This is a genomic window from Glutamicibacter sp. NPDC087344, assembly GCF_044744225.1.
Classification (GTDB): Bacteria; Actinomycetota; Actinomycetes; order Actinomycetales; family Micrococcaceae; genus Glutamicibacter.
In genome coordinates, this window is record NZ_JBIUXY010000007.1 from 84,805 (window position 1) to 101,706 (window position 16,902).

14 protein-coding genes are annotated in these 16,902 nt (G+C 63.4%); 11 read left to right on the forward strand and 3 right to left on the reverse strand.

The genetic code is table 11. From position 1 onward, the window contains the following. Nucleotides 1-117: 117 nt before the first annotated feature. From ACIOWL_RS13665 to ACIOWL_RS13680, 4 genes are all read left to right on the forward strand, one after another. Entirely contained in the window at nt 118-1,311 is a 1,194-nt protein-coding gene (locus ACIOWL_RS13665; protein ID WP_400386514.1) for a low temperature requirement protein A, read from the forward strand. 83 nt (nt 1,312-1,394) lie between these two features. Beyond that, complete coding sequence (locus ACIOWL_RS13670) at nt 1,395-2,354, forward strand: ROK family protein (protein ID WP_400386037.1); 960 nt, start codon at nt 1,395-1,397, stop codon at nt 2,352-2,354. A 73-nt stretch (nt 2,355-2,427) separates the two neighbouring features. Next, nucleotides 2,428-3,651, forward strand: coding sequence for an MFS transporter (locus ACIOWL_RS13675; protein ID WP_400386040.1), 1,224 nt, complete (start codon nt 2,428-2,430; stop codon nt 3,649-3,651). Nucleotides 3,652-3,687: 36 nt separating this feature from the next. Next, the gene (locus ACIOWL_RS13680; protein WP_400386043.1) at nt 3,688-4,716 is read left to right on the forward strand and encodes a Gfo/Idh/MocA family protein; all 1,029 of its coding nucleotides are present in this window, start codon (nt 3,688-3,690) and stop codon (nt 4,714-4,716) included. A gap of 133 nt (nt 4,717-4,849) precedes the next feature. On the opposite strand, the gene ACIOWL_RS13685 is transcribed toward ACIOWL_RS13680, so the two are convergent. From ACIOWL_RS13685 to ACIOWL_RS13695, 3 genes are all read right to left on the reverse strand, one after another. Continuing rightward, a complete protein-coding gene (locus ACIOWL_RS13685; RefSeq protein WP_400386046.1) occupies nt 4,850-5,866 on the reverse strand; it encodes a sugar phosphate isomerase/epimerase family protein in 1,017 nt (338 codons plus the stop codon). Next, complete coding sequence (locus ACIOWL_RS13690) at nt 5,863-7,035, reverse strand: Gfo/Idh/MocA family protein (protein WP_400386049.1); 1,173 nt, start codon at nt 7,033-7,035, stop codon at nt 5,863-5,865. Before ACIOWL_RS13690 ends, ACIOWL_RS13685 begins: the two co-directional genes overlap by 4 nt. Before the next feature lie 104 nt (nt 7,036-7,139). Next, nucleotides 7,140-8,147 carry a LacI family DNA-binding transcriptional regulator gene (locus ACIOWL_RS13695; RefSeq protein ID WP_400386052.1) on the reverse strand — a complete coding sequence of 336 codons (1,008 nt, stop codon included), beginning with the start codon at nt 8,145-8,147 and terminating at the stop codon, nt 7,140-7,142. Nucleotides 8,148-8,485: 338 nt separating this feature from the next. Here ACIOWL_RS13695 and iolC point away from each other — a divergent pair, with 338 nt between their 5' ends. From iolC to ACIOWL_RS13730, 7 genes are all read left to right on the forward strand, one after another. Beyond that, nucleotides 8,486-9,478 carry a 5-dehydro-2-deoxygluconokinase gene (gene iolC / locus ACIOWL_RS13700; protein ID WP_400386055.1) on the forward strand — a complete coding sequence of 331 codons (993 nt, stop codon included), beginning with the start codon at nt 8,486-8,488 and terminating at the stop codon, nt 9,476-9,478. Nucleotides 9,479-9,480: 2 nt separating this feature from the next. Next, nucleotides 9,481-10,428, forward strand: a complete 948-nt coding sequence (locus ACIOWL_RS13705) for a deoxyribose-phosphate aldolase (protein ID WP_400386058.1) — start codon at nt 9,481-9,483, stop codon at nt 10,426-10,428. A gap of 32 nt (nt 10,429-10,460) precedes the next feature. Continuing rightward, the gene (iolD, locus tag ACIOWL_RS13710) at nt 10,461-12,392 is read left to right on the forward strand and encodes a 3D-(3,5/4)-trihydroxycyclohexane-1,2-dione acylhydrolase (decyclizing) (RefSeq protein ID WP_400386517.1); all 1,932 of its coding nucleotides are present in this window, start codon (nt 10,461-10,463) and stop codon (nt 12,390-12,392) included. Nucleotides 12,393-12,433: 41 nt separating this feature from the next. Next, complete coding sequence (locus tag ACIOWL_RS13715) at nt 12,434-13,948, forward strand: CoA-acylating methylmalonate-semialdehyde dehydrogenase (RefSeq protein WP_400386061.1); 1,515 nt, start codon at nt 12,434-12,436, stop codon at nt 13,946-13,948. Between the two features lie 62 nt (nt 13,949-14,010). Then, the gene (locus tag ACIOWL_RS13720; protein WP_400386064.1) at nt 14,011-14,934 is read left to right on the forward strand and encodes a sugar phosphate isomerase/epimerase family protein; all 924 of its coding nucleotides are present in this window, start codon (nt 14,011-14,013) and stop codon (nt 14,932-14,934) included. Nucleotides 14,935-14,975: 41 nt separating this feature from the next. Next, a complete protein-coding gene (locus tag ACIOWL_RS13725; RefSeq protein ID WP_400386067.1) occupies nt 14,976-15,989 on the forward strand; it encodes a Gfo/Idh/MocA family protein in 1,014 nt (337 codons plus the stop codon). Between the two features lie 7 nt (nt 15,990-15,996). After that, nucleotides 15,997-16,881 carry a sugar phosphate isomerase/epimerase family protein gene (locus ACIOWL_RS13730; RefSeq protein ID WP_400386070.1) on the forward strand — a complete coding sequence of 295 codons (885 nt, stop codon included), beginning with the start codon at nt 15,997-15,999 and terminating at the stop codon, nt 16,879-16,881. Nucleotides 16,882-16,902: the final 21 nt, after the last annotated feature.

Here is a 16,902-nt window from a genome sequence, read left to right on the forward strand (position 1 = left end):
TTATTCGTTCCGGCACTCATAGGCTTGAGCGGAAATCATTTTTGTCACTAACCGTATCGAGGGCTGCCCATGTCCCAAAACCAGTCACGTTTCCCGCATCGGTTGCGGGTTCAACACATGCGTCCTAGGGATCCCGCCGAAATCTTCAGATCCTCTAGCCCTCTAGAGCTGTTTTTTGACCTGATTTTTGCGGTGTCTATTTCTCTAGCCTCGGCTCAGCTGGTTGATGCGGAGATCCACGCGCATATCTTTGATGGCTTGTTGGCTTATCTCATGGTGTTTTTTGCCGTCTGGTGGGCCTGGATGAACTTCACCTGGTTTGCCAGTGCTTTTGATGCCGATGACTGGTTATACCGGTTGCTGGCGCTCGCGCAGATGGCCGGAGTGGTGATCCTCGCGGTGGGAACCACTCCGGCCATGACCGAAGGGGACTACCAGCTGATCATTGTCGGTTACGTCGTGATGCGGCTGGCGCTTGTGGCGCAGTGGATTCGTGCATCTCGAAGCCATCCGGCGCTACGCAAAACAGCCCTGCGTTACGCTGTGGGGATTTGCCTCGTTCAGGTCCTCTGGATTTGCTACCCGCTAGTTCCTCTCGAATGGGCCAGACCAGCATTCTTGCTGCTGGTGATCTTTGAGCTGTTGGTTCCGTTGATTGCCGAACGAGCAGGGCAGACCCCCTGGCACCCCGAGCACATCGCTGATCGCTACGGTTCGTTCACGCTGATTGTGTTGGGCGAATCGGTTTTGGCTTCAACCGCGGCCGCGGCCAACGCGGTGGGAGATGCCAGCCAGCTAGTGCAGTTCGCGCTCTTGGGAGCAGGCGCCTTTATTCTCGTTGCGGGGCTTTGGTGGGTTTACTTTTCGGCCGACGCGAGCGCGTGGTTGCGCCGGCGGCGCAGGCCAATGATTTTTGGCTACGGGCACTACCTGGTGTTCGCCGCGGCCGGTGCATTCTCCGCGGGAGTGAAAGTACTGCTTGACCATGAGGCCGGGAACTCGGGGTTGAGCTCAGCCGTGGCCGTTGCCACCCTAAGTGTTCCGGTCACGATCTTTTTGTTGGCGGCCTGGGCCTTGATCCTGCGGCATTGCCTGCGCGGGGCGTATAAATGGGTGTTCCCCACCGGGGCACTGCTGATTGCCGCAGCGCCCCTGTTGCCGCTGTTGACCCCAACGGATATCGCGGATGTGCAGATCGCGGTCGTTGCGGTGTTGGGTGCGGCAGCGGTCATGGTGATGCTGGTGGTGCTGATTGAGGCCTCCGGCATCCGTGAGCCAAACGATTCGATAACCGGCAAACCGGTGGCCTAACGCGTGCGCCACCGGGCGCAAAGGCCGTCAAAAACCGCGACGACTTTCAGGGATAGGCGCCGGCGGGTTTATGCTGTGTGACTATGCAATCCTCCCAGCCTTCCATTGGTGTCGATATTGGCGGAACCAAAATCCTTGCGGCGTTGGTTGACGCTGATGGAGCCATCACCAAACAGATTTATCACCCCACCCCCAGCCAAGACGTTCCTGCCACTGAACGCGCCATCGTGGAACTGGTCCAGGAGCTCAGCGGCGGCCAGCTGCATTGCCCGGTGGGCGTCGGGGCGGCCGGCTGGATGAACCGCGATTCAAGCCGTGTGCTCTTCAGTCCGCACCTGTCCTGGCGTGATGAACCGGTGCGCGACCGACTGGAAAGCCAGCTGGGGCGGACGGTCACACTGGTGAATGACGCGGATGCCGCAGGGTGGGCCGAATACCGTTTCGGCGCGGCCCGCTCAGTCAATGATGTGGTGTGCCTGACTCTGGGAACCGGTATTGGCGGGTCGATTATCCTCGGCGGTGAGGTGTACCGGGGAAATTCAGGGATCGCCGGGGAGTTCGGCCACCAGAGCATTGTTCCCGGAGGGCATCGCTGCGCCTGCGGCAACCGCGGATGCTGGGAACAATATGCGTCGGGCAACGCGCTGGGCCGCGATGGCGCGGAACTGGTGCGCTCAAAATCCCCGGTTGCCCACAACCTGCGTGCGGCCTGCGGTGATGATCCTTCCGCGGTGACCGGCTCGCTGGTCACCGACCTTGCGGCGCAGGGGGATTCGGCGTGCCGGGACCTGATCGAAGAAATGGGCCAGTGGCTGGGGTTGGGTATTTCAAATCTGGTCTCCGTGCTGGATCCTGGCATGGTGGTGATCGGCGGCGGCTTGGGATCAGCGCCGACCGAGTTGCTTACCGTCGCCGAATCTCACTACCGGCGCACACTGTCCGGACGCGGATACCGGCCCTTCGCCCAAATCTGCCGTGCCCAGCTGGGGCCTTCGGCTGGATTGATCGGGGCAGCGGACCTGGCCCGCCAGTCATCAGCTTAAATTAACATTGACAGGACATTAGGACTTATCTAGGCTCGGTTTGTTAGCTATAAACCAGTGATGAGGTGTCCTGATGACCCGTCGCATCCCCGCGCAGACTTCCGTGGAACTCTCCGTGCGCCCCGACGCGCCCAAACGCTGGGCGCTGTGGGCGGTATTGGTCACCTACGCGGTCGCGATGTGCGGCACCACCATGCCCACGGCGCTGTACCCCACGCTGCAAGATCAATTCGGGCTTTCTACCGCCGCATCAACGCAGCTGTTCGCCATCTATGCGGTGACGGTGCTGCTGGTTTTGTGTGCTTTTGGCTCGCTGTCCGATGCGCTGGGGCGCAAACCGGTGATGATGCTCGGCTTGGGGGCCTCGCTGTCCAGCGGGGTGTTGTATTCACTCGCGGATGACGCACCGATGCTGTTTACCGCTCGGGTGCTCTCCGGAATCTGTGCGGGTTTGGTCACCGGAACGGCCACCGCCTACCTCACCGATCTGGTGGGGAGCCCAAGCCGCGGGGCGGGGATTTCAAGTATTGCCAACATGATTGGGTTGGGCAGCGGCCCGGTGCTGGCGGCCTGGTTGACCTATGCCGTCCCCAGCCTTCCAATGATCGCTTTCACCACTCACGCGGTCGTTTCCGGGATGTGTTTGCTCCTGTTGGGATTCGGGCCCGAGTCCGTGCCCGTCCGCCGGTTGCGCCTGTATCCCAGCCTTCCGCTGGTTCCCCGCCGCAGCCTGCGGAACTTTGCCATTGGGGGACTGATGACACTGGGTTTTGCGGTGATGGGAGGGTGCACCGCGATGACCTCCATCCTGGTGGTGCGTTCATTTGGCATTAGCGACCTGCGGATCTTGGGGCTGATCGGCTCGCTGATTTTTGCCGCGACCGCCATTGGCCAGAAGCTTGGCGGATCCTTGATTCGCCGCCATGCCCTGCTCGGATATGCGGGGCTGGCTACCGGCGCCGCGCTGATCTGCGTGGCACCGCTGCTGCCGGGAAACGCCGCCGTGGTGATCTATCTTGCGGGGTTAACCGCCGCCGGTTTGAGCCACGGCGCGCTATTCCCGGTGGGCCTGGGGATCGTTCTGCAGGACATCGAACTGGGCCAGCGCGGCAGCGCCAGTTCAGCCTTCTGGGTGCTCGGTTATGCGCTCACTGCCGCCGGCGCCTTGGGTTTGGGCTGGGTTGGCCAGTTCCTTGGCGAAGCCCAGGCGGTCAGCTGGTTCGGGCTGGCGGTTGTCCTGAGTGCGGCGTGCTGCGCGGCCTTGCACCTTAAACTCTCAGCGGCTTTTGGCCGGTGAAGGAAAACAACTCACAGAGCAGCCTCAGGAGGGTGCATGCGTATTGGATTGGTCGGCTACGGATTTGGTGGAAGCCACTTTCATCTTCCGTACATTCAGGCCGCAGACTGTTGGGAAATCGCCGGGATTGTCACCCGGTCAGCGCCACGACGTGAACAATTAGGCGCCGAATACCCCCAGCTGCCGGTTTTTGATTCCCTGGATGAACTCATCGACGCAGGCGCCCAGGTGGTGGTGATTTCCACCCCGCCGCAGACCCGGCGTGAGCTGGTGCTGCGTGCGCTTCAGCGCGGTGTGCACGTGGTGGCGGATAAACCCCTGGCCGCAGACGCGGCCACCGCTCGGGAGCTCGCCGCGGCGGCCCAGACCGCGGGCAAGGTGCTCACCGTGTATCAAAACCGGCGCTGGGATACCGACTTCCTGACGCTCAAGCAGGTGGCGGACTCCGGCGAGCTGGGCCAGATTTTCCGTGCCCACCTGGTGATGGATCAAGCCGACCCCGGCACCCTGGATTTTGATCCGACAGGCGGACTGCTGCGGGATCTGGGAACACACCTGGTGGACCAGGCGGTTCAGCTGCTGGGCCCGGTGGCGCGGGTGGATGCGGCTTTGGATTGGTTGACCCGCGATGGGATCAGCGTCGATGTAGGTTTCAGCTTGGGGCTGCATCATGAAAATGGCACCTATTCGCAGGTCTCCGCCAGCAAGCTGTGCGGCCGCGAGGCGCGGCTGATGGATCTGTACGCCAGCGGCGGTTCCTACTCCTCGGCCATGTCGGATCGGCAGATCGAGCAGATGCTCGCCGGGCAGCGCCCCTCAGCGACCCCGGGGACCTGGGGCGAGGTTGAGCGTGAAGACCATGGGGTTTTGCGCACCGGCACCGGTGAGCGCACGGTGCAACCGGTTCCCGGGAACTACACGGAATACTACCGCCAGCTATTCGCGGCGCTGCAGGGCCGCGGACAGCTCCCGGTGCGGCTGGACGAGGCGCTGCATACCATCGACATTCTTGATGCTGCCCGGAACAGCGACCGGCTTGGCCGCAGCGTAGCCCTGGGCGAATAAGGCTTCTGCGCTGCGCGCAAACACAGCCTCAAACACAACACGCACGGTGTGTGCCCCATCCTTGCCGGAGGGGGCACACACCGTGCGTGTTGGTCAGTGGTGGATCGGAGGCTCAAGCCTGGTTGTGCCGCACTCAGGGGCGGGAGGCCAGGGAACCCTGCTGGAGCGCTTGCGCGTCAAGCAGCACCTTGGCGGCCACTTCCAGCCCCTCGACGCGGCCCAGCTCGGTGTCCTCATGTTCGATGTTCACCATCATTTCCGGGTCCACCTCATGCAGGGCACGCAAGAATTCGGCCCAGAAATCGGTGTCATGTCCCTTGCCGAGCGCAACAAAGTCCCAGGCGGAGTTCTTGGGCCATTCGTTGGCCCATTCGTCCCCGCCGAGGTTGGTGCGCTCTTCATCTTCGCGCAGCTTGCGGAAGCTGTTATCCAGCACTCCCTGGATCGCCGCGTTCGGGTTGATGCGAACGTCCTTGGCCGCGGCGTGAACCACGTGCGAACCCAGGTCGCGAACCACTGCCACCGGGTCCATCTGCTGCCAGAACAGGTGCGAGGCATCCAGCTCAACACCGATGTTGCTGGTTCCGGCACGCTCAATGAGTTCACGGAAACTGGCCGGGTTGAAGGCAACATTCTGCGGGTGCAGCTCCAGGGCAACCTTCACCCCATGCTCCACGGCTAGTTTGTCCGTTTCCTTCCAGAAGGCGCCGGCCACATCGAACTGGTAATCCAGCTGATCCAGCGCGGCCGAGTTCCAGGCGTTGACGATCCAGCTTGGCTTGGTGGCGCCGGGCTCGCCGCCGGGCAGGCCTGACATGGTGACCACGCGGTTCTGGCCCAGGCGGCTTGCCAGGCGGATCGAGCGGCGGATGTCCTCGGCGTGTTTCTCACCGATTTCACGATTGGGGTGCAGCGGATTGCCGTTGCAGTTCAGTCCGGCAATTTCAACACCGCTTCCCTGGAAGATCGCCAGGTAGTCATCACGAGCCGCGTCGCTGGTGAGGATCTCATCCATGGTCGGCACATGCAGGGCCGGAAGGAAACCGCCGGTGTTCAGTTCGATCCCGGCCAGCCCCAGGTCTGCAATGACCTTCAGTGCTTCGGGCAGCGGGCGGTCGTGCAGGATTGCGTTATAGACACCGAGTTTCACAGGGCTACCTTCTTTCCGTCGTTGCTTGCGGACTGCACCACAGCCTGCAGGATTTTCATGTTGTGCACACCTTCGTCAAAGGTCGCGTTGGCAGGCAGGTTTGTCTCGGCGCCGCACACTTCGTCGAGGAACGCGCGGGCCTGATAGCCAAAAGCGTCGTTCTGCCCGAAGCCGACCCCCGGTGCGTCCATCGGCAGCCCGCCGCCGATGTAGGCGTGCTCGGAGCCAAGATTGATCGTGCGGTAGCCGCTTGTGGCCGCTGCGCCGTCGCTGAGCATGACCTCGATTTGCGAGGGATTCAGCTGGTTGAAGCGTGCCGCGCCCTTTTCGCAGAACACTTCAAAAGTCAGGGTGTTCGGATGCCCGGCCGCGACGCGGGAAACTTCCAGGCTTCCCGAAGCCTGGGCGAACTGGACGTTGAACGCCGCGTAGTCGTCGTTCTCCACCGGCTCGGACTTGTCGCTGAGTTCCACCAGATCATGGCCCGTGACAGCGCCGGCCGGCAGGAAGCGCTCGGTGATGCTGGTGCTCAGCTGGCCGCCGCTGACCGAGGTGATGCCGCCGGCCAGGAATTCTGCGACGTAGGCAAGGTGGCTTCCGACGTCGGCCAGCGCTCCGGAACCGGGTTGGCCCTTGAAGCGCCAGCTCATTGGCGCTTGCGTGCTGTGGCCGTAGTCGGTCCAATAGCGGCCGGAGAAGTGCAGCACCTTGCCCAGGGTGCCATCGTTGATCAGGTCGCGGATTGTCGCGATCCCGGGGGTGCGGCGGAAGGTGAATCCAACGCGGGCTATGGACGAGGCGCTGCGCGCCGCGTCAGCCATCGCCTCTGCTTCCTGAAGGGTGTCGGCCAGCGGCTTCTCGCACAAAACATGTTTTCCCGCGGCGAGCAGCCCTTGAACTGCCTCGCGGTGGAATCGGTTGGCGATGACAACCGAAACCACGTCGATGTCCGGGTCTGCGGCGACTTCTTGCCATGAGCCCAGCGCCTTCTCGTAGCCGTAGCGCTTGGCGACCTTGGCGGCGAGTTCGGTGTTCACGTCGGCTACTGCAACATAGCGCAGCGGCGGCAAATTCGAGTTATACAAAGTTGGTGCGGTGCGGTAGCCGGCGATGTGCGACAGCCCGGCCATGCCGGCACCAATGACGGCAATGCCGATAGATTTTGTCACGGAATCCTCCTGGAGGAAGTGGTTCAACGAATATTTTGGAGCGCTCCAAAAAAGTGTAAAGCTGGATTCGGTGAACGGTCAAGGGGCCACCGGGAAAGAATTATTCAGGCATTGCGCGCGCCCGCGCAGGTTCCGCGTTCAACCAGGGCCGGTTCCAGCGTCACTACCTGTGAAGCCCGTTCGGGGTCCGCCAGCCGGGAGAGGACCTGCTGCGCTACGTGCAGTCCCAGGGCGTGGTTGCGGGAGTCGACGGTGGTCAGGCGCAGAAGCTGGGTGTCGGCCAGCGGTGAATTGTCGTATCCGATGAGTGACAGATCCTCGGGAACGCGGAGGTTGTTTTCCCGGGCCGCAGCCAGGGCTCCCATGGCCATGGAATCGTTGCCGGCCAGGATGGCGGTGGTCTCGGGCGAGCGCCGCAGCAGCTCCATGGCGCAGTGGTATCCGCTGAGTTCGGTGGTCAGTTCGCTCAGTGCTACCAGGTGTTCGGCAAGCCCCGCGGATGCAATGGCATCTCGATACCCCATGATTCGCAGATGCGAGGATCCGCCGCCGCCGGCGATATGGCCGATATTCCGGTGCCCCAGGGAAATCAGGTGCTCAACGGCCCGCCTGGCACCCAAACGATCATCGCCGGTCGCAACATCCGCTCCGGGCACTGTGCTGGCCCTGTTGCCGGCGATGATCACCGGGACGTGGGAGGGGAAGCGCATGGCCGGTGTCGGTTCGGTGGCCAGCACCAGCGCTTCGACCCGGGTGCTGAGAAAGCCGTCCAAGGGGTCGGACTCGATGTGGGCATTGAGTGTGCGGTCGGAAACGGCGATGCGCAGCCCCGCGCTGGCCAGCCCCTCCTGGAGTCCGCGCAGCAATTGAACGAACCAGAGGTTCGTGTAGTCGTCGATGACCACCCCGACGGTTTGGCTGGTGCCGCCGGCCAGGGCGGTGGCCGCCTGGCTGGGGCGGTAGTCCAGTTCCGCGATGGCTGCCAGCACGGCCGCGCGGCGTGGGGCCGAGACGCTGGGGGAGTTGCGCAGCACCAGTGAGACCAGTGATTTTGAGACGCCGGCGGCCTGGGCAACGTCATAGATGGTTGCTCGACGGCGTTCTGCGGACACGGTTCCTCCTTAGGTGTCACGGATGTTTCCTTAAGAGCCTAGCGTTTCCCGCGTGCGCGCCGCGGACCCAGGCGGTTTGGCCTCGCAAATCTTCGTCTTCCAAGTCATAAAGACAGGACATAGTATTGCGAAGTTTTCTTAATTTTTTGTGTCACTGGCGATGGAAAACCTTGATTTTCCGGGGATTTTCACCCAGCACATTACTCATGTTGTAAATATGTCAGTACAAACCTTTGACAGCGGCTCTTTCATGGTGCAAAGTATTTCCTGTGGCACCGTTCACATTGTCGGCAGCTGGCCGATCCCTGAACTCCTGACTCGAAAGGACGTCGATCTGCGTGACTTACGACGTACTCACCCTCGGACGCATCAGCGTTGATGTCTACCCGAATGACATCGGCGTATCCCTGGCCGACGTAAACTCCTTCGGCAAGTACCTCGGCGGCTCTGCCACCAACGTCGCAGTGGCCGCGGCCCGGCACGGGCGCGAAACGGCGGTGATCACCAAGGTCGGCGACGACGATTTCGGAACCTTCCTGGAACGCGAGCTGGACCGCTACAACGTGGACCGCACCCTCGTCACCCGAGACGCCAGCCTGCAGACACCGGTCACCTTCTGCGCCATCCTGCCGCCGGATGACTTTCCGCTGTACTTCTACGGCCGCTTCCCGATGGCCCCGGACTGGAACATCAACACCAGCGAGATCGACCTCGATGCGGTGAAGAATTCCAAGATCTTCTGGAGCACCGTGACCGGCCTGAGCCGTGAACCCTCGCGCAGCGCCCAGCTGGCGGCCTATGAAGCCCGCCCAGCCAGCTCGCTGGCCGAAGGCCAGTTCACCATCCTTGATTTGGATTACCGCCCGATGTTCTGGGATTCGGTAGAGCAGGCCCGCGAGCAGGTCACCCAGGCGCTGGCTTCCGCCACCGTTGCCATTGGCAACGACACCGAGTGCACGGTTGCCGTGGGCGCGGGAACCCCCGACGAGCAGGCCGATCGCCTCCTGGAGGCCGGGGTGCAGATCGCCGTGGTCAAGCTCGGCCCCGAAGGCGTGATGGCCAAGACCCGCACCGAACGCGTGGTCTCTGCCCCCGTTCCCGTGCAGACCGCCAACGGGCTGGGAGCCGGGGATTCCTTCGGCGGAGCCTTCTGCCACGGATTGCTTTCCGGTTGGCCGCTGGAGCAGGTATTGGACTACGCCAATGCCGCCGGAGCCATCGTCGCCTCCCAGGTGGCCTGCTCCGATGCGATGCCGACCCCCGAAGAAGTGAACGCCTTGCTGGCTGAACGCGGCCGCACCGTCCCCACCTCCCAGAAAGATCTGGTCTAGTCATGCAACAGGCAACCGAGCTGCGCGTGGATCGCGAAGACCCACGCCGCTATGAATTCCTCACCCGCCAGCGTTTGGAAGACCCGGCGTCGGTGCAGCGTGCCGCGGCGGCCCGCCGGAAGCATGCCGGTCCGGTGCTGGGGCGCCAGAACTTCATCATCGCCGCCGACCATCCGGCCCGCGGTGCCCTGTCGGTCGGCAAACGCGCCACGGCCATGGCCGACCGCCGCGAGTTGCTGGACCGCCTGCAGATCGCCCTGCAGAATCCAGCCTGCGACGGCGTGCTCGCCTCCCCGGATATCCTCGATGACCTGCTGCTGCTCGGCGCGCTGGAAGGCAAGCTGGTTTTCGGATCGATGAATCGCGGCGGCCTGACCGGCCTGGTCAACGAAATCGACGACCGCTTCACCGGGCATACCGCGGCCGCCTTGGCGGCGCTGGGTGCCGATGGCGGAAAGATGCTCACCCGGATCAGCTACGAGGACCAGGACACCGTCAAGACCCTGCAGGCCACCGCCGACGCGGTCTCCGATCTGGCCCGGCACCAGCTGGTCGCCATGGTCGAGCCGTTCATCTCCAAGCGCGTGGAGGGCAAGGTCGTCAACGATCTGCGCCCCGACGCCGTGATCAAGTCCATGGGCATTGCCGCGGGACTGGGCGAATCCAGCGCCTACACCTGGCTGAAGATCCCGGTGGTCGCTCAGATGGAGCGGGTCATGGCCGCCACCACCTTGCCCACGGTGCTGCTCGGCGGGGATCCGGCCGGCAGCCCCGAGGAGGTCTTCGCCTCCTGGCGGGATGCCCTGGCGCAGCCCGGAGTCCAGGGGCTGACCGTGGGACGCACCCTGCTCTACCCGGAGGATGGCGACGTGGCGGCCGCCGTGGCCACCGCCGCCTCCCTGCTGAACAACACCACCGCATCCGCGCTGCCCGCACCTGCCGGAAACTAAAGGAGAAATCGAGCACCATGACTACCCGCACAATGACCGTCGCACAGGCGGTTGTGGAGTTCCTGGGTCGCCAGTACACGGTAGACACCATTGCCGGTGAACGTTACCGCGAGCGCCTGATCCCGGGAATGTTCGGCATCTTCGGGCACGGCAACGTGGCCGGCGTGGGCCAGGCCCTGAAACAGTGGCAGGCCAAAGACCCAAGCCTCATGCCGTACTACCAGGGACGCAACGAACAGGCCCAGTCGCACCAGGCGGTGGCCTACGCCCGGCACACCCGGCGGCGCGCCACCTACGCGGTGTCCACCTCCATTGGCCCGGGTTCCTCCAACCTGCTCACCGGCGCCGCGCTAGCCACGGCCAACCGCCTGCCGGTGCTGCTGCTGCCCTCGGATACCTTCGCCACCCGCGCCGCGGATCCGGTGCTGCAGCAACTGGAGATGCCCCACGGCTATGACATCACGGTTAATGATGCATTCCGCCCGCTGTCCAAGTACTTCGACCGGGTCACCCGGCCAGAACAGCTGGCCAGCGCGCTGCACCACGGGCTGCGGGTGCTCACCGACCCGGCGGAAACCGGCGCGGTCACCATTTCCCTGCCGCAGGATGTGCAGGCCGAGGCCTTTGACTTCCCGGAAGAATTTTTTGCCGAACGCGAGTGGAAGATCCGCCGCCCGGAGGCAGAACGCGATGACATCGCGCAGGCTGCGCAGCTGATCCGCGAGGCCAAGCGCCCGCTGATTGTGGCCGGCGGCGGGGTGCTGTACGCCTTCGCCACCGACGAGCTGGCGGCTTTCTGCGAGGCAACCGGCATCCCGGTGGGCAACACCCAGGCAGGTGTGGGTGTGCTCCCCTGGGATTCCAAGTACTCGCTCGGTGCCATCGGCTCCACCGGCACCACCGCGGCCAACGCCCTGGCGGCCCAAGCCGACCTGATCATCGGCATCGGCACCCGCTACGAAGACTTCACCACGGCCAGCCGCACCGCGTTCCAAAACCCGGATGTGAAGTTTGTGAACATCAACGTGGCTGCGCTGGATGCCTACAAACACGCAACCGTGCTGCCGGTCGTGGCCGATGCCCGCAAGGCGCTGGTGGCACTGCGTGAAGCACTGACCGGTTACCGGGTGGATGGTGCCCTTCAGGTGCAGACCGCCAGCGAAAAGCAGCGTTGGGATGCCACCGTGGACGCCGCGTTCGCCGAACGCTTCAGCCCGCTGGTCAGCCAGAACTCGATCATCGGTGCGGTGAACCAGGCCATGGACCCCCGCGACGTGGTGGTGTGCGCCGCCGGCTCGCTGCCCGGAGACCTGCACAAGATGTGGCGGGTGTCTGATCCGTTCGGCTACCACGTGGAGTACGGATTCTCCTGCATGGGTTATGAGATCGCCGGCGGCCTGGGCCTGAAACGCGCGGTCCTGGACGAAAGCGCCCGCGGCGCGGCGCAGAACCGCGACGTGGTGGTGATGGTGGGCGACGGTTCCTACCTGATGATGCACACCGAACTGGTCACCGCGGTGGCCGAAGGCATCAAGCTGATCACGGTGCTGATCCAGAACCACGGCTACGCCTCCATCGGTTCGCTCTCCGAGTCGCTGGGTTCCCAGCGTTTTGGCACCAAGTACCGCAAGCTGGACGCGGACGCGCACTCGTTCGACGAAGGGGAGACCCTGCCCATCGATTTGGCCACCAACGCCGAATCCCTGGGGGTCAAGGTCATCCGCATCGCGCCGGGGGAGCACGCCATCGACGAGTTGAGCGCCGCGGTAGCCAAAGCCAAGGCCGCCCCGGAGGGCTCGGGACCCATCTTGATCCACATCGAATCGGACCTGTACGCAGATGCTCCCTCCAGCGAATCTTGGTGGGATGTGCCGGTGTCCGAGGTCGCGGAACTTGAGTCGACACTCGCCGCGCGCCAGGTCTATGAAGGCCATAAGGCCCGCCAGAAGCCTTACCTGGGCTAACTAAACAATTTTTTGATTCACGGAAAGAACAGCAATAAATCATGAGCGCAATCGCCACCGAAGTCACCGAGATCTTCCACTACATCAACGGCCAGGCCACCGCCGGAACCGGCACCCAAACTCAGCCGGTGTACAACCCGGCCACCGGTGAGGTCACCGGCCAGCTGCACCTGGCCAGCACGGATGACCTGAACGAAACCGTGGCAGCCGCCAAGGCGGCCGCCGAGTCCTGGGCCGAAGTTTCACTGGTCAAGCGCACCAAAATCCTTTTCCGTTTCCAGCAGCTGCTGACCGAGCACACCGATGAGCTGGCACGTATTGTCACCAGCGAGCACGGCAAGGTGCTCTCCGACGCAGCCGGCGAAATCGGCCGCGGCATCGAGGTTGTCGAATTCGCCTGCGGTATTTCCCAGGCGCTGAAGGGCGAATACTCGGACCAGGTCTCCGGCGGAATCGATGTGTTCTCCTTCCGCCAGCCGCTGGGTGTGGTTGCCGGCATCACCCCGTTCAACTTCCCGGTCATGGTTCCCATGTGGATGGCCCCGGTGGCCATCGCCACCGGCAACGCGTTCATCCTCAAGCCATCCGAGCGCGACCCATCCGCCGCGCTGCTGATCGCCGACCTGTTCAAGCAGGCAGGCCTGCCGGACGGTGTGTTCCAGGTGCTGCACGGCGGCAAGGAAACCGTGGACGGGCTGCTGACCCACCCGGATGTGGACGGCATCTCCTTTGTCGGTTCCACCCCGATCGCCAAGTACGTGCATGAGACCGCCACCAAGCACGGCAAGCGGGTCCAGGCCCTGGGCGGGGCGAAGAACCACGCGGTCATCATGCCGGATGCCGACATGGAACTGGCGGCTGATCACATCACCGCCGCGGCCTTCGGCTCGGCCGGCCAGCGCTGCATGGCAATCTCCGTGGCGGTAGCCGTGGGCGGCGCCGCGGATGCACTGGTGGACAAGCTCGCCGCACGCGGCCGCGACGTGAACGTATCCCACGGTTTGGACCAGGGCGCCGACATGGGTCCGGTTATCACCCCGGCCTCCAAGTTGCGCCTGCAGAAGATTGTCGGCGAGGCGCAGGCGGCCGGTGCCGCCCTGATCCTGGACGGCCGCGACCTGGTAGTCAAGGACCACGAGAACGGCTTCTTTGTCGGCCCGACCATCCTTGATCAGGTCAGCCGCGAAATGAGCGCCTACACCGAGGAGATCTTCGGCCCGGTCCTGGTAATCCTGCGGGTCGCGTCGCTGGAAGAGGCCATTGAGGTTGTCAACGCCAACCCGTACGGCAACGGCACCGCGATCTTCACCTCCTCCGGCTCCCACGCCCGCACCTACACCCGCCGCATCCAGGTGGGCATGGTCGGCGTGAATGTTCCGCTTCCGGTCCCAGCGGCGTGGCACTCCTTTGGCGGTTGGAAGGACTCGCTGTTCGGCGAGCACCACATCTACGGCCCGGACGGTGTGCGTTTCTACACCCGCGGCAAGGCAGTCACCCAGCGCTGGCCAGAACCTGCGCAGGAATCCACCGCAAGCTTCAATTTCCCATCCAACTAAATCCACAGTCCGGTCGGACCCGGTTTGTGGCTTAGACAGTTTTGATTGAAGAGAAAAGACCCATGGCACACAAGAACATCACCATCGGCACGGCCCCGGATTCCTGGGGTGTTTGGTTCGCTGATGATCCGCAGCAGACCCCCTGGCAGCGATTCCTCGACGAGGTTGTCGAAGCCGGTTACCAAACCATCGAATTAGGCCCCTACGCCTACCTTCCAGCCGACCCGGCCAAACTCGCCGACGAGCTGGCCCAGCGCAATCTGAAGGTCAGCGCCGGGACCGTTTTCACCGCGTTCCACCGCGGCGTGGACGGCTCGGCCGTGGCCTGGGATGAGGCGTGGGAACCAGCACGCAAGGTCGCTGAGCTGACCGCCGCAGTGGGCGGCGAAAACATTGTGGTGATCCCGGCAATGTGGCGTGATGACGTGACCGGCCAAGCCGTTGAATCCGGAACTTTGGACGAGGCCGCGTGGGAAGCGTTGGCCGCCGGGCACGACCGTCTGGGGCGGATCCTGGCCGAGGACTTCGGGCTGAAGCAGCAGTTCCACTCGCACGCCGACTCCCACGTATGTGTGCAGCCGGATATTGAGAAGTTCTTGGCGCTGACCGACCCGGCGTACACCAACCTGTGCCTGGATACCGGCCACGCCGAATACGGCGGAGCCTCCAGCCTGGAGCTGATCCGCAAGTACCCCGAACGCATCGGCTACCTGCACCTGAAGCAGGTAGACCCGACCGTGTTGGAGCGGGTCCGTGCCGAGGACCTTACCTGGGCCGCGGCAAACCTGGCCGGGGTCATGTGTGAACCGCCGGCCGGTATCCCGGACCTGGAACTGGTGCTCAACGCGGTCGAAGAGCTGGGCCGCCCGATCTACGGCATTGTGGAACAGGACATGTACCCGGTGAAAGATTTCTCGGTTCCGTTGCCTATTGCAACCCGCACCCGCCAGTACCTGCTCAGCTGCGGCTCGCGGACCCGCGTCTAAGCCAGAACGAACCTAGTTAAGAATTCTTGAAAGGACATATCGTGCCAGATATCCTGCGCGTCGCCGTCGTTGGAGCCGGACGCATGGGCGCCGACCACATTCAGCGGATTCACCACCGTATTTCCGGCGCCGAGGTGGCTGCCGTGGTCGACATCGACCTGGACCGGGTCAACGCCGCCATTGACGGCATTCCAGGGGCCAAGGGCTACACCGATCTGGACGCCGCGCTCGCCGACGGTGACGTGAACGCAGTTCTGCTCGCCACCCCGGGCTTCTTGCACCACGATGCACTGCTGACGGTCCTGGAAGCAGATATTCCGGTGTTGTGCGAAAAGCCGCTGACCCCGGATGCCGCGTCTTCGTGGGAGATCGTTGAAGCTGAGACGAAGCTGGGCCGCAAGCGCATCCAGGTGGGCTTCATGCGCCGCTTCGATGCCGAGTACCAGCAACTGCGCCAGCTGATTGAGAACCAGGGCCTGGGCGAACTGCTGGTGCTGCACCACCAGCACCGCAACCCCAGCACCCCGGAAGGATTCACCAATCAGATGCTGATCAATGACTCGGTGGTGCACGAGTTCGACGCGATCCGCTTCTTCACCGGTGAGGAAATCACCAGCGTGCAGGTGCGCCTGGGCAAGGCCACCCGCAATGCGCCCAATGGGCAGCATGACCCACAGCATGTATTGCTGGAAACCTCTTCGGGTGTGCTCGCTGACGTGGAGATCTACGTCAATGCGAAGTTCGGCTACGAAGTGGCCACCCAGGCGTCCTTCGAAGACGGCATTGTGTCCATCGGCAACGATACAGGCCCATACGTGCGTACCGCGGGCCAGTGGGGCGGCAAGGTCACCCCTGGCTTCGAGGAGCGTTTCGGGGCGGCCTACGACACCGAAATCCAGTCCTGGGTTGATGCCGCGTTGCGCGGCGAAATCGGCGGGCCGAACGCATGGGATGGCTACGCCACCGCAGCCTGCTGCGAAGCGGGCGTTGAGGCCCAGCGCACCGGTGCCAAGGTCGACGTGTTGCTGAACAGCAAGCCGGATCTCTACAACTAGGAGCATCATGAAATTCGCATTGGATCCGACTCCGTTTCATGCCACGCACTCGGTTTTGGAGTTTCCCAAGATTGCCGCGGAATTGGGCTATGACTACATTCAGCTGACTCCGCATCCAGACATCATTCCGTTTTTCACCCACCCTAAAGCGGATGATGAATTGGTGGCGAAGCTCGCCGCGCAGTGCAAGGCGACCGGCGTGGGCATCGCCTCGGTGCTCCCGGTGCTGCGCTGGGCCTCGCCCGATGAGAATCTGCGCCAGGCTGCGGTGCGCTACTGGAAGCGTGCCATCCAGATTGCCGTGGACCTTGGCGTGACCCAGATGAATACGGAATTCTCGGGACGTCCTGAGCGTGCCGAGGAGTCCGAGGCCGCGTTCTACCGCTCGATGGAAGAGCTGGTGCCGATCATTGAACGCGAGGGCATCAATGTGGCCATCGATCCGCACCCGGATGATTTTGTGGAGGAGGGGCTGGCCGCGTGGCGGGTCATCCGAGGGGTGAATTCACCGAACCTGTCCTTCGTCTACGTGGCGTCACACTCCTTCCACATGAAGGATCAGCCGCTTCAGATCATGCAAACCGTGGGAGAGCGGCTTCGCGTGGTCCACGTGGCTGACACCATGGATCACCACGCCTCGCACGGGTTGCGCTACATCACCAATCCTCCAGGCAACCCGGTACGGGTGCACCAGCACCTGAAGATTGGCGACGGCGACGTGAATTGGGATGAATTCTTCTCAGGTTTGGAGGCCAATGGCTTCCTCGACCGCGAGGAGAGCGTGATGGTCTCAAGCGTTTTCGCGGAGAACGAGAACGCCGTGGAAGTCTCCAAATTCCAGTTGGAGCAGATGCGCAGCCGCGTAGCCGCCGCGCAGGCGGCGCGAGTCTAGGCGCAAGCACAGATGCCCAGC

Excerpts from the sequence above, each read along its gene's own strand:
- ACIOWL_RS13670 (WP_400386037.1), top strand. The coding sequence starts at position 1,395 with ATGCAATCCTCCCAGCCTTCCATTGGTGTCGATATTGGCGGAACCAAA.
- ACIOWL_RS13705 (WP_400386058.1), top strand. The coding sequence starts at position 9,481 with ATGCAACAGGCAACCGAGCTGCGCGTGGATCGCGAAGACCCACGCCGC.
- ACIOWL_RS13680 (WP_400386043.1), top strand. The coding sequence starts at position 3,688 with ATGCGTATTGGATTGGTCGGCTACGGATTTGGTGGAAGCCACTTTCAT.
- ACIOWL_RS13715 (WP_400386061.1), top strand. The coding sequence starts at position 12,434 with ATGAGCGCAATCGCCACCGAAGTCACCGAGATCTTCCACTACATCAAC.
- ACIOWL_RS13730 (WP_400386070.1), top strand. The coding sequence starts at position 15,997 with ATGAAATTCGCATTGGATCCGACTCCGTTTCATGCCACGCACTCGGTT.
- ACIOWL_RS13720 (WP_400386064.1), top strand. The coding sequence starts at position 14,011 with ATGGCACACAAGAACATCACCATCGGCACGGCCCCGGATTCCTGGGGT.
- iolD (WP_400386517.1), top strand. The coding sequence starts at position 10,461 with ATGACCGTCGCACAGGCGGTTGTGGAGTTCCTGGGTCGCCAGTACACG.
- ACIOWL_RS13675 (WP_400386040.1), top strand. The coding sequence starts at position 2,428 with ATGACCCGTCGCATCCCCGCGCAGACTTCCGTGGAACTCTCCGTGCGC.
- ACIOWL_RS13665 (WP_400386514.1), top strand. The coding sequence starts at position 118 with ATGCGTCCTAGGGATCCCGCCGAAATCTTCAGATCCTCTAGCCCTCTA.